General features: G+C 42.9%; 9 protein-coding genes. 3 read left to right on the forward strand and 6 right to left on the reverse strand.

Annotation, left to right across the window (positions count from 1 at the left end; translation table 11 throughout):
- Positions 1 to 12: 12 nt before the first annotated feature.
- Positions 13 to 606, forward strand: a complete 594-nt coding sequence (locus FTD44_RS06745; protein ID WP_222165743.1) for a TetR/AcrR family transcriptional regulator — start codon at positions 13 to 15, stop codon at positions 604 to 606.
- Between the two features lie 79 nt (positions 607 to 685).
- On the opposite strand, the gene FTD44_RS06750 is transcribed toward FTD44_RS06745, so the two are convergent.
- The 6 genes from FTD44_RS06750 to FTD44_RS06775 form a co-directional block, all read right to left on the reverse strand.
- Positions 686 to 2866: a carboxy terminal-processing peptidase gene (locus tag FTD44_RS06750; RefSeq protein ID WP_222165744.1), complete on the reverse strand. Its 2181-nt coding sequence runs from the start codon at positions 2864 to 2866 to the stop codon at positions 686 to 688.
- A 195-nt stretch (positions 2867 to 3061) separates the two neighbouring features.
- Positions 3062 to 5170 carry an NAD-dependent DNA ligase LigA gene (gene ligA, locus FTD44_RS06755; protein WP_222165745.1) on the reverse strand — a complete coding sequence of 703 codons (2109 nt, stop codon included), beginning with the start codon at positions 5168 to 5170 and terminating at the stop codon, positions 3062 to 3064.
- 28 nt (positions 5171 to 5198) lie between these two features.
- Positions 5199 to 6134, reverse strand: a complete 936-nt coding sequence (locus FTD44_RS06760) for a glycosyltransferase family 2 protein (protein WP_222165746.1) — start codon at positions 6132 to 6134, stop codon at positions 5199 to 5201.
- 107 nt (positions 6135 to 6241) lie between these two features.
- A complete protein-coding gene (locus FTD44_RS06765) occupies positions 6242 to 7237 on the reverse strand; it encodes a class I SAM-dependent methyltransferase (protein WP_222165747.1) in 996 nt (331 codons plus the stop codon).
- A 97-nt stretch (positions 7238 to 7334) separates the two neighbouring features.
- Positions 7335 to 8828, reverse strand: a complete 1494-nt coding sequence (locus FTD44_RS06770; RefSeq protein WP_222165748.1) for a lipopolysaccharide biosynthesis protein — start codon at positions 8826 to 8828, stop codon at positions 7335 to 7337.
- A 48-nt stretch (positions 8829 to 8876) separates the two neighbouring features.
- Positions 8877 to 10544, reverse strand: coding sequence for a C45 family autoproteolytic acyltransferase/hydolase (locus FTD44_RS06775; protein ID WP_222165749.1), 1668 nt, complete (start codon positions 10542 to 10544; stop codon positions 8877 to 8879).
- Positions 10545 to 10824: 280 nt separating this feature from the next.
- Here FTD44_RS06775 and htpG point away from each other — a divergent pair, with 280 nt between their 5' ends.
- Together htpG and FTD44_RS06785 are read left to right on the forward strand one after the other, a co-directional pair.
- The gene (gene htpG, locus FTD44_RS06780; protein WP_222165750.1) at positions 10825 to 12711 is read left to right on the forward strand and encodes a molecular chaperone HtpG; all 1887 of its coding nucleotides are present in this window, start codon (positions 10825 to 10827) and stop codon (positions 12709 to 12711) included.
- Between the two features lie 237 nt (positions 12712 to 12948).
- Entirely contained in the window at positions 12949 to 13941 is a 993-nt protein-coding gene (locus FTD44_RS06785) for a transglutaminase domain-containing protein (RefSeq protein WP_222165751.1), read from the forward strand.
- Position 13942 lies beyond the last annotated feature (1 nt).

A 13942-nucleotide genomic window follows, 5' to 3' on the forward strand; every position in this document is an offset into this window, starting at 1 on the left:
ATATTTGTCGATATGGAAACGATTTCTGAATATGAAAAAATGAAACAGCAGATACTGGTTGCTGCGAAATCTGTTTTTATAAAGTATGGATACAATAAAGTATCTATGGATGATATTGCCAAGGCTTTAGGGAAAAGCAGGAGTACACTGTACCACTATTTTAAAAATAAGAAAGAAGTATTTGAACTCATTGCCTTTACCGAGTTCAAGCGGATTATGCAGCTGGCAGAACTGGAAGTAATCAAAGGAAAAAGTATACAGGATAATCTTATTGACTATTACAGTAAAAAAGCAGATTGTGCCAATGAATTGCTGGTTGCCTATAGCTCACTTGCCGAGGAGATAAAAGCACATGAAGATGTGTTTTATGAAATCTCTAAAATGCAGGTAGAGGCAGAAGCCAGTGTATTAAGAAGAATACTGGAATGGGCTATTGAACAGAAAGAAATTAATACCGGTAAAGAGCGTGATATTACGTTCCTGTCGAGAGTGCTGACTACTGCATTGCGCAGTTTTGAACAGGAAGTCTTCCTGCAGAACAAGTTCAGCACATTTAAGGTAAACCTCTCTATGCTGGTAGAAATTTTATGTAAAGGATTACGCTAAATAAATATATTGATACTAAAAGCTACGGGCTGCACTATATAGTGCAGCCCGTAGCTTTTTATAGATAAGAACAGAAATCTTATTTGTTGGAAGTGGTTGGTTTCATTGCCACCACTTTGATCCACTCATTCAGCACATTTACCGTTTCGTTCAGGTAAGCGTCTTTTTTCAGCGCATCGATCCATTTTTTATTTTTCTCTTTAGTGCTGGTGTCCACATTCACTTTTTCCAGGTCAGCTTTCAGGTTCAGCACCACCAGTTTGGTTTTAGCACTGTCAATCTGATCCAGTTTTTTGTTGATAGCCTCACCTTCCGCAATTTTCGCCATGTACTTGGCCTCATTCAAAGGATATACATTGTGATCCTGCTGTGATTTTAATCGGGCACCGGTTTGTTTTACCAGGTTAAAGGTTTCACTCGTATTGGTTCTTTTTTTACTATCCCCGATCATTGTTGCCAGGTTAGGTATACTGTTTGTTTTGCTATAGTCAGATTCTTTAATCTTATCCCATGTCAGTGCAGAAGGATTTTTGCGCTCGCCCATATCATCCAGGCCTTCATACACATCTGGTAACAGGATGTCCGGGGTTACACCTTTCAATTGGGTAGAACCGCCATTGATACGATAGAATTTCTGAATCGTTAATTTCAGAGAACCGATTCCTTCAAATTTAGCATCACCGTTTTTAGCAGCGATCCAGGAATCAATAATACTCTTACGGGCCTCAGGAGATACAAACGGATCCAGCGGAACCAGTTTCTGAACTGTGCCTTTACCAAAAGTGTTGGCACCGATAATTACAGCTCTGCCATAATCTTGCATTGCAGCAGCCAGGATTTCAGAAGCAGATGCTGAACCACCATTTACCATGATGGCCAGGGGGCCAGTGTATACCGGTTCAGATTGGCGGCTTTTTAATGTCATGACATTATCGCCACGACCTCTTACCTGTACTACAGGGCCTTTGCCGATAAATATACCGGCCATGTCCACTACATCACTCAGGGAACCACCACCATTGTTACGCAAATCCAGAACAATACCGTCTACACCCTCTTCTTTCAGTCTGATCACCTCATTCTCCACATCTTTACCGCTGGTACGATCACCATTTCCGGTAAAGTTGGTATAGAACTCCGGTAAGTATATATAACCGATACGTTTACCATTACTCTCTATAACAGATGACTTGGCATAGGTATCTTCCATTTCTACTTTTCCGCGTACGATCGGGATAATCTGTTTCGTACCGTCTTCATGTTTTACGTGCATTTTTACGACAGTACCCGCTTTACCACGGATCAGTTTTACCACATCTTCTATTTCATATCCTTCGATATCTACAGGTCCTGCCTCTCCTTCTACTTTTTCGATAATATCACCGCTTTTTAATTGGCCTTGCTGCCAGCTAGGGCTACCGGTAATAATCATCTGTACTTTAATCTTTCCGTCATCCTGCGCCTGTAATTGTGCACCGATACCGATAAAGTTACCGGACATCGCTTCATCAAAACGCTTGCGATCTTCTGGCGGGAAGAAGTCTGAGTGCGGATCTTCGGCACTGGTCAGACCATTCATATATAAAGAGAAGCGATCATTTTCATTCAGCTTTTTAAGGCGTTTGAAATAGCGATCCTGCATCTTAACCACTGACTCGCGGGCTTCCGTCTCCAGCACAGCGCTGGTTTTGGCTACATAACCTACAGAGTCTTTAGCTTTTTTCTCTTCAGTTTTTTTCAGATCTACATACTTAGCCAGCACGCGGTATTTCAGCAGTTGCTCCCAGCGGGCTTTCATATCCGCTGTGTTTTTTGCAAACTTCAGCTTATCGCCATCCAGCTGTATGCTATCGTTTTCATTAAAGTTGAACGGCTTGTTCAGTATAGGTTTGTAATACTGCTCTGCCTCGGCTATCCTTTTTACAAATATGTCATTCAGCTGATTGAAAAAATCGGTACGATTATCCATAATCTGATCATCGATCATGAACTGGTATTTCTTCAGCTCATCATAATCAGTTTGCAGCAGAAATTTCTTATCGTAATCCAGCCCTTCGATAACCTTATCGAATACTTTTTTGGAGAAGCTGTCATTAATTTCTCTCGGAGCATAGTGACCCTCCTGCATAATAGCCATAACCGTCTGCTGGATTATAGCATTCTGGCCCTGGGGCTGTGCATTGGCATTGATATAACGGAAGGATAAAAATGCCAGTAAACCTCCGCATACTACAGAGGGAATCAAAATCTTGTTTTTCATAAATTGCAACATACGCGGGTATACGACCTGTAACAGAATCTTTTTGTTAGATAAAATGCAGTTTGATAATATATAATTAAAAAACAGTATACAAATGTAAACTAAAATTGAGTTAATAAAACTACAAAACCAAGTGTATACTATTATATTAACGTTCGTTTTGCGAAAACGTTATAATCGACAGACATCCAGCACCTAAGATAAGGTATCCATCATGCTCAGAAACGCCTCTTCTGTCAGTATATTGATGGTGGTGAGTTTTTTTGCTTTCTCCAGCTTAGAGCCGGCATCAGCACCCACTACCAGGTAATTCAGCTTACTGCTTACTCCGCTCAAAAGCTTTCCGCCTTTGGCTTCCACCATAGCTTCTGCATCACTGCGTTTGAAATGGCTCAGTGTACCGGTAAACAGGAATGTCTGTCCACTCAGGCCACCTTCCGCACTTTCAGTACTCACGGATGTTTTGCGCTGAACATTCACGCCCAGCTGTTCCAGGTGTTCGATCAGTAGAATATTGTCTTCGTTGCGGAAAAACTGAAACACAGCATTGGCTACTTTTGGTCCGATGTCTTCGAGCGTACAGAGCTGTGCTTCATCCCATTCTTTAAATTCATTCAGATGGGTTACAGCTTTAGCCAGGGTCTTGGCAGTCGTCTCTCCTACATATCGGATACCCAGCCCATAGATCAAACGATGCAGCGGTTGGCTTTTACTGTTTTCAATAGCCGTCTTCAGATTATCCACCGATTTTGCGCCGAACTTATCCAGTTGTCCGATCGCGTCAAAATCCAATTGATAGATGCCCTCAACCGTACGCAGCAATCCAAGCTCATAGAAGCGGGCAATGTTAGCTCCGCCCAGGTTGCGTATATCCATGGCATCTTTGCTGGCAAAGTGTATCAGTCGTTCTACAACCTGTGCATCACAATTGATATTCACGCAACGCCATGCGGCTTCCCCTTCGGGTTTGAATAATGGATCATTACATACCGGGCAATTGGTAGGAAATATAATGTCAGTCTCTGTTCCATCCCGCAGCTCGGTAAGTGGTTTGACGATATAAGGGATAACATCACCGGCACGTTCAACGAGTACAGTATCGCCTATCTTCAGATCCTTTTCCCGGATCACATCTTCATTAAACAGGGAAATGGAACCAACGGTAACACCACCAATAGGCACCGGTTGTATTTTGGCTACCGGACCTATATTGCCGGTACGGCCTACCTGGTATTCCACTTTCAGTAATTTACTGGTAGCCTGTCTCGCCTTGAATTTATAGGCAATTGCCCAGCGTGGATGATGAGATGTTTGTCCCATCGTTTCCTGATCCGACAGATGGTTTACTTTAACCACCATACCGTCTATCTCAAAAGGTAATTCATCCCTTTTGGTTTCGTAGGCATCGCAGTAAGCAATCACATCATCTATAGAATCGGTGCGCAGCATATCGCGTGTAGGTGTAGCAAAGCCCATACTATCCAGCCAGTTCAGTACTGAATAGTGGCTTTCCAGAACAGCATTATCTTCTTTATTATCTGTATTGGTATGGTAACTGACATGGTATAAAACAGCATGCAGTCCACGTTTGGCAACTTCAGCTGCATCCAGCATGCGCAGCGAGCCGGAGGCCGCATTGCGCGGATTGGCCAGTATAGACAAGCCTTCAGCGATACGTTGTTCATTAAAGGCCCTGAAGGTTTCTTTTTTAATGATCACTTCTCCCCGGATCTCTATAGCCGATACGCCTTTGGCAGAAAGATGGGCAGATAAAGGAATAGATTTGATCTGTTTCGCATTAAGGGTGATATCCTCTCCACGCACACCATCGCCACGGGTAGCGGCGCGTGCCAGCCGGTCATTTTCATAATATACAGATATACCGGCACCATCATATTTTGGTTCTACGGTATATTCCAGTTTTTCTTTTCCGGCAAATTCTTTGCACTTCCTGTCCCACTCCCGCAGATCATCTGCATTATAAGAGTTCTCCAGGCTCAGCATGGGTACAAAATGCTCAACGGTCTGAAAGCTGGAGCTCAGGCCCCTGGCCACTCTCTGTGTAGGAGAGTCTTCTGTAACCAGTTCCGGATGCGCTGCTTCGATATGCTTCAGCATGCGGAACAGTTTATCGTATTCCACATCGGCCAGAACCGGACTATCCTGTACATAATATTTCCAATCCAGGTAGTTGAGTATCTTCCTGAGATCGGGAACGTTTGTACTATCGGTTTGTTCTTCATTGATCTGCAGCAAATCCTGTGCGGTTTTGCTGAGGTTTATTTCTTCTTCCTGGGTATACATAATCTGTTTTTTTCTGAATATTACGGCATTAATGTCTTGGTCTGCCCACAAAGGATTGCAGCATTTTTGCTTTTGAATAGACGCCTTTTTTCAGCCGGTCGGGATTGCACTTCTTTAAACTCCGGAGCAAATGTTCAATCGCTTTTCCCCAGTCTCCCTCTGCGTACTGCTTCACGGTATCTATATCATAGATATGCATATTTCGGAACATTCTCCAGTAAGCATCATATACCACAATATTGTTCAGGTTATCGAACCCGTATAATTGCAGTAAGAGTAAGGCTTCCGGGAGTTCAAAATCAGGGTTCAGTTTTACACTGCTCGTTATCTGCGTTTCACTCATACCAACTGCAATCAGATTTTCACTGATATGTTGCAGCCGGGCACCTTTTTTGATGAGGTGTATATAGTATTCAATATCTACCTTCCACACAAAGCGTTTATCATAGCATACCTCCTTAAGGCTGCTGTGCACAAGTACCACACTCGGATTACCGATAGTATTGTTTGCATTAAGGAGCATAGGATTACGCAGCAGATCTTTCAGGCTTTTCTCCGGAAATAAAGCAGCTTCTTGCTTACCCGATTCCAGGTAGACATAAGTATAATCTGAAAATATAAATGATGCACCCGAGCCGGTGTGATCCATGAATCGCTGGAGACTTTGCGGATGCATAAAATAATCATCATGATGCATGATCTTGATCCACTCCCCATTGGCCAGTGCTATGGCCCTGTTCCAGTTTTCCGGAGAGCCCAGGCTCGGTGTGTTTTTGAAATATCTGATCTGCAGGTCTGCAAAATCGGAAAGAACCATATCCTTTACCGTATCGTCAGGGCTGTCATCAGTCAGTACAATTTCAAATTGTGTATAACTTTGAGCCCTTATGCTTTCCAGGAGTCTTTTTACTTTCTCTGCATTTTTATAACAGGGGATACAAATGGAAACTAATACTGGCATCATTGCTATTAAATAATGGAAGTGATCAATTAAGGCTGATACCAGCGGCATGAAGTCATACCGCAAACTCAGCGCTGTCAGATAAAAAATTTAGGCTTGGCCTGCTCCGGTTAGCCGATGGGCTCCAGGAGAAATGCCAGGGTATCCGATTTTTCGATAGGGCGTGTTGGTCTGGCAAGTAAAGGATCCAGCAACCTGGTTGTCATAATCCTGGTCACTATTTTCTGAGCCAGTGCCTTTACCGGTCCTATCTGGTCACCATTCCATGGCGCAGGATTAATAACTGCTCCGGCACTGTCTAACCGTGGCGGTATATGACCATAGTCATTGAATATCTTATAGCGTGGTTTAATGAAATTGTTGCGGTTAAACTTAGTAAAGTCTACAAGCGAAACCGTACAGTTCAATTGCTTTGCAATGTATGCAGCAGATTCTTCTGAGAACCACCAAAGGTGCACAGGAGGTAAATCCGACATCCAGGGGTCTTTCAGACTGCTTACCGATTTATTGGGTGTAGTTACAAAGATCTTTCCACCCTTCTTCAACATTTTGTACAGACACTCCATGAAGGCAACCGGATGTTCCAGGTGCTCGATCACCTCGGTAAGGATGATGAGGTCATACTCTTCCAGGTGGTTTTTATAAAAGTCAAATACATCTGCACATTCATACAGTTCACCAAAAGTATTGGTCGCTTCTTCAACCGCAGTGGCAGAGATGTCTACACCTCTGATATGATATCCTTTCTGATGAATGGCATAAGTAAGGTAGCCAAAGCCGGAACCCACTTCGAGTATGTTCTTGCCTTTAAAGTTATGCAGCACTTCCTGCACAGCCCAGTACATAGACTCTGCATCGGCGAGGAATTTTAAGGCATCTTTACTGGCCTTCGCTTGTTTGCGATAGTAGTAATATCTGTTATAGCCGGGTACAAATTCAGCATTTTTATAAATAGCCTGGTATATTTCTGTTGTGAAATCTACCGGTAGCACAAAACTCGTATTGCACTGCTTGCATTCATATATATCAAAGGTGTTACCTTCCTGATAACCATGATGATCTTTTGCAATTAAAGTAGAAGGAGCGCCACATAATCTGCACTGCATATATTTATATATTTTTTTGACTAATAGGCACAAATGTAAGCATTAATATTGCCAACTTAAAAACTGTGGAAAAAATATCTGTTATTCCCGCTAATGCCTACCGGCGCCAGATTTTTTTCTTTGCCAGCAACAGCAGATCATTCATTTCTCCGGAAATATTAAAGTAGAGTACCGGTACGATATACAGCACCATAAATACAGTACCTCTGACAAAAATGTCGGCCCAGACATTAGGCATATCCGGCAGGTAAAACGCAACAGAAGTGGCCAGGACACCGATCAGTATAATCAGTGGTGTTTTACTGCTGAATGGCTGCATCTTAAAATACCTCCAGATCATTACCGAACGCAGCAGGCAGAAGAGTAAGAGCATAATCGCCTGACCAAATGCAGCACCCAATAATGGGTTCCATCTGATGAAGTGGATATTGGTAGGGATGGAAAGGATAACGATAATGGTCGCAATAAAAAAGTCCGTTCTCCAGTATTTAGACAAGCTCAGCAGCGTATCATTCATACCCATAGACAGTTCTATCAGCTTTGCGCTACCTACTATCAGGAAGATACTGATCACCGGGTGAAGGTCTTTTCCCTTGCTGAAGAAAGCAATATTTTCAATATTAGGTAAAATCAGTCCGAATAAGCAAAAGCCTACGATCAGTAAGCTTAAAGATGCACTTTTCTGCATGCGGCCTACCCTTTCCAGATCATTGTGCAGAAAAGCTTCAGAATAAGTGGCACTACCGATTCCACGCATGGCCCTTTGCGGTACATCCAGCATCGTAACCATAAAGGTAGCAATGGTATAAACACCCACATCCTTAAGACCATTGTCACTGATACCCGCTATAAGGATACCGTTAAGTGCAAAAGGTAAAACAGAGATGACCACCCCCGAAAAGTGAAACAGGGAGAAACTGATCACTTTACGGTAGATCTTTCTGGTAAGCGTACTGATGTAAAAATTAAGTTTGATACCCTTCTTATACGAAATCAGGATGACCATAGCGATCACCGAAGGTATATACATCAATGAAAAGATGAGGAAGAAGGTATCAATACTGATGATATTATAAATGTACAGCAGGATAGCTATGGTCTGTATCAGCCGAAAGCCGATCTCTTTGATCAGGTTACCGACAGCTGTACGTTTCAGCATAAAAGAAAACCCTTCCATCTGGCCCATCATGACCAGGGAGATGGTCAGCGGAATCACCAGGTTGAAATATTGTACCAGCAAAGGAGACTTCTCTCCAAACTTCAGTACAATCAATTCTTTAAATGCCAGGAAGCCAAACAGGATGAGTAGACAACCAAACAAGCCTACCATTAATACCAGGAAAGGCAGGTCATTCTTCTCCCGCCCCAACCGGGCCTGGTACAAAGGAAAAAACTTAAGCAATGCCGTATTTGTCCCGAAGGTTGCCAGCATGGAAAACAATACCGATATGTCTCTGAAGATACCCGTAAGACCATACTGGTCCATATTCAGGTATTTGGTATACAGCAACAGGGTATTTACCGCCCCGAGTGCAAACCCGATAAAGATGTATATAGAAGAAAAAATACTCTGCTTTCTTACAATTCCCATGTAATACTGAATGTATAAATATTATATCAGGTAAAAGTACTGGATTTATTAATTCTTAAGCTGTTTCAGCTTCTTTTGTATAGCCTTTCGCTCCCCTTCTGTTGCAATATCCTTTTTCAGTGCCATAATATACATCTCCTCAGCTTTGGCTTTATTGCGGTAATGCATGTAATAGTCACCGAGAATGCGATAAGTATCATAATAACTGGGGTTGGCAAACATCAGGCTATCCGGATTGAAGTTATAGTCTGTATGGCCAAAAGCCTGTTTGTTTTTGACCAGGCGGAAGTATAGGTAGTTCTGATACTCTTTTGTATTCAGGAAGCTATCAGCAGGAATGGTGTACTGTGCTACAGACACGGTACCCTTACTTGGTTTAGCTTTCTGTTCAAACACCTTTTTCAGATCATAGCAAACATAAGCGCCCAGCTGCCAGGGATTGGTGCTCACCCAGAAGCGAAGGCTATCCGGCATCATAATGATAGAATGGTGTGCTATCAGTTGGTTAATAGCTTTCTCATTGCCCAGACCAATATCAGAATTGTTAAGTCCTTTTTGATCTCTCAGAATGTTGGCCACCTTGGTAGGATTCAGCGGATAATCACCCTCCATCAATTGAGAGAGGCGCTTCTGACGGTAGACAGATGCACTGTTTTTCATCTGCTCCCGGTTCGATTCTTCTTTCAGCAGTTCTGTACTCTGGTAGTGATTGGTACAGGTTATGCTATTGTCAATAGGATAGTATACATCCAGTTTCTTAGGCGTTTTCTCAATCACCACTGCTTTTTTATCAATGGCTGAGCCGATCAGGAAACTCTCGCTGACAAACATTTTGCGTGTTTTGGCGATGCGTATAGCTTCATCAATATTTTTAGCGTACTGTAAGATCTCCCTGGCCACCAACGATACCGGTGTAGCAGCACCGAAAGGAATCTGTGAGGGCGCAGCATTGATGGTTACCGTAAGTCCTTTTTCATTCATGCCGGAGACAACCCCGATAAAGCCGCCCCAGGTAATATAGGCAAAGTTGTAGCCCGAATCCGGAGCCACAAATTCTACTATCTTATTTTCGGCAAAGGCATCACCTACCCAGAAATCAAAATTGCGACCGATGATCAGGCTGCTATCCTCCGTTTTGTTAGCCCATGCTCCGAAAGAGGTACAGCCCACGAGCATCATATTCTGCATGGCATGGCCTACATCATGTGCCGCATGATAGTTCAGGATGCGGGAGTATCGGGTACCGATCCAGTCAAAGCTGTCCAGGGCATATTGTGAGATGCCATAGATCTCCATTTTGTATTCGCGGCTTATATGATCAGAAAGATCTCTGTTCATAAACCCGATAATGTATTTGAGAAATTTGAGATATCCCTCAGAGGGTATCATAGATTTGATCTGGTTGGTAAAGGCTATTTCCTGGTCCACGATCAGCTGCTTGCTCAGTGCTCCGGCCTTCAGGCCCCGCTCATACGGACTGCCGCTTACATACATTTCATATAGTCCATGCTCATTGCGGCTGATCCAGTTATCGCCCAGTGTAGTCATACTGTCGGTAACCAGTGGTGCAGCGATCTGTACCTTTTCCTGCTCTGTCAGAACCGGTGGTGTAGCGTCAGCGATATTATATACATATATAGCGAATGCGCCAGAGAGTAACACCAGAACACCTAGAAAGATAAGGAAAAACTTAAAGATTTTTTTTACCACAGACATGAGAGAGATCCTTTATAAATTAAGCCGAAAATGCGTACAAAGGTAGTACAGCCTTGGGGAAATAATTGTTATAAAGTATGTTAAGCATGTGAAATCAATACATTTGTATCATTTAAAATAAATATTTCTGAATATTAGTATAAGTATTGTCTCTTGAATCTGAACCATATATAGACAAAATGTTTAAAATGGCACCTTTAGAGGCAAACAGCGTCATTTTGTCTTATTTTCTGCTATTGGAACGAAATTTGGAGCTGTTTTATGTAAAAAGAGACTAAAAATGCAAGAAAAAGGCACTATTTCTATTCATACGGAAAACATTTTTCCGATTATTAAGAAGTTTTTATACTCAGACAACGAGATCTTCCTGCGCGAGCTGGTATCCAATTCAGTCGACGCCTGTCAGAAAGTAAAACGCCTTTCTTCCCTTGGCGAAGTGAAAGGAGAGCTGGGCGAGCTCAAAGTTTCTGTTGCAGTCGATAAAGAAGCGAAGACCATTACCATAAATGATAATGGTATCGGTATGACCGCAGAAGAAATTAAAAAATACATCAACCAGGTAGCTTTCTCCGGTGCTACTGAGTTTGTAGAGAAATTCAAAGATGCCAAAGACGCTAATGAGATCATTGGTAAGTTCGGTCTGGGATTCTACTCTGCATTTATGGTAGCCGATAAAGTAGTTATAGATACCCTGTCTTACCGCGAAGGAGCAGAAGCAGCCCGCTGGGAGTGCGATGGCAGTACCTCTTTTGAGATTTCAGAAGGCAGCCGCAGCGAGCGTGGCACTACCATTACCCTGTACATTAATGCAGATGCTGAAGAATTCCTGGAAGAGCAGCGCATCGAAAACATCCTGAACAAATACTGTCAGTTCCTGCCGGTAACCATTCAGTTCGGAACTAAAACCGAGCATGTACCGGATGGTGAGGATGCCGAAGGCAAACCACAATACAAAGAAGTTACTGTCGACAATATCATCAACAATAGTAACCCGATCTGGAATAAGCCACCTTCTGAACTGAAGGATGAGGATTACCTGAACTTTTACAAAGAACTGTATCCATTCTCCGAAGAGCCCCTGTTCTGGATTCACCTCAATGTAGACTATCCGTTTACCCTGACGGGTGTACTGTACTTCCCTAAAGTGAAGAACGAGCTGGAGCTGCAACGCAATAAGATCAAACTGTTCAGCCGCCAGGTGTTTATTACTGATGAGGTTAAAGACATCGTACCAGAGTTCCTGATGTTACTGCATGGTGTGATCGACAGTCCGGATATTCCGCTGAACGTATCCCGTAGCTTCCTGCAGGCCGATGGTAATGTAAAAAAGATCAACAGCTATATCACTAAAAAAGTAGCAGAGAAGCTGGCCGATATGTTTAAAAACGATCGTAAAGGCTTTGAAGAGAAGTGGAAAGATATTGGCCTGTTTGTAAAATATGGTATGATCTCTGAAGAGAAATTCAATGATAAAGCCAAAGATTTTGCACTGCTGGAAAATGTAAAAAAAGAATATTATACCCTGCCGGAGTATGCTGAGAAAGTAAGCCCGCTGCAAACCGATAAGAACGGAGAGGTGGTGTACCTGTACAGTGCCAATCCTGCTGCACAAAATACCTTCATCCAGGCCGCTGCCAAGAAAGATTATGATGTACTGTTAATGGATGGTCCGCTGGACAACCACTTTATCGGACAGCTGGAGCAGAAACTGGAAAAGACCCGCATGAAGCGTGTAGATGCTGATGTGATGGACAAACTGATCGAGAAAGAGCACAATTACGAAAGCGTGCTGAACGAAGATCAGAGCCAATCAGTAAAGGCGCTGTTTGAAAAAACCATCAACAACCAGCAGATGAATGTAGAGGTTACAGCAATGAGCCCAGAGGATCTGCCGGTGACCATTACTATGGATGAATTTATGCGCCGCATGAAAGATATGTCTAAAATGGGCGGTGGTATGATGAACTTCTATGGCAATCTGCCGGATAGCTATAAAGTATCGGTGAATGGTAACAGCAAACTGATACAGAAGATAGTTGATACGCAGGATGAGGCACAGAAAGAACAACTGTCCCGTCAGGCATTTGACCTGGCACTGCTGGCGCAAGGCATGCTTACCGACGATGCACTTACCGCATTTGTACAGAGAAGCGTAAACTTAATGTAAGCTTTCATCAATCAATTATATACAGGACCGCAGGCATTTATGCCTGCGGTTTTTTTATGTGTATTGTTCCCGTCATTTCGAGCACAGCGAAGCGGCGTCGAGAAATCTCCTTAGTACTTAGAGCAATCAGGAGATATCTCCATTTCGCTTCGCTTCAGTCGATATGACGAGTAGAGTAGCCTGCATAGAAGCAAGACAAGACTATTTCCTTAGCTTTGCGCCATTCAAAAAGTACAGATGAAAAAAATATTATGTTGTCTCTTGTTCTGTAGTGGCGTATTATCTTATGCTGCGGCGCAGGAAAACAATACCAGTATGCCCGTTGCCAATATGTTCCTGGCCCATAAAAGTGAATGGAGCAAAACCGCGAGTGTAAAAGAACTGGCTGCTGCTATTGCCGCACAAACAACAGATGCTGAAGATCAGCTGAGACTGCTCATGTTATGGATGAATAACTTCCTTACCGTAGATGAGGTTAAATACAATAGCGGTAATTATCAGCCTACAGGGCTGGACAATATAATGAAGTACAGGAAAGCATTTGGGATAGATTATGCAGAACTGACGACTGCATTTTGTAAGGAATTGAAGATACCCTGCCTGAATGTATTGGGCTATAGCAAAATGAAAAACTACATTGCAGGATCTGGTTTTAAAGAGCCTAATGCAAGCTGGAACCTGGTCAAAATCAAGGGGCAGTGGTACATCTGTGACTTGTTTTCCTCAACCCAGACTATGTTAAATCGGAGTGGATTCATGTCTGTACTGGACACCCGTTATTTTATGCCCGATCCAGCCCGGTATATTACCCATGCCATTCCTATGGATCCGGCATTTCAACTACTGACCAACCCGATCAGTATGCAATCCTACACCAATGCAGGCCTGGATGCTATAGATAAAAGTATACATTCGCTGAATAGTGTTGATTATACTGCCTATGCGGAGCAAACAATGAAATTGTCTCCGGCTGCAAGAGCTATGCGAGAGGCCAAAGCCGCATATGCTTATAATCCAGCTAACCCTAATACGCTGATCGTTACCTATTACAACCAGGGTGTAGATCTGGCCCGGAATAGTAAGGCAACGAATGAACAACTGAAACAGGCAAAGTCCTACCTTGTCAAAGCAAAAGAGCTGTTGCAAGCCAATACTGCATTGCCAGAGGTGCAGGCCCTCAAAGAGCCCTGCATCAAAGGAATTCAGTATCTTAACACGATTATTAAATAAT

It is taken from the genome of Edaphocola aurantiacus (genome assembly GCF_019797745.1).
Taxonomy (GTDB): domain Bacteria; phylum Bacteroidota; class Bacteroidia; order Chitinophagales; family Chitinophagaceae; genus Edaphocola; species Edaphocola aurantiacus.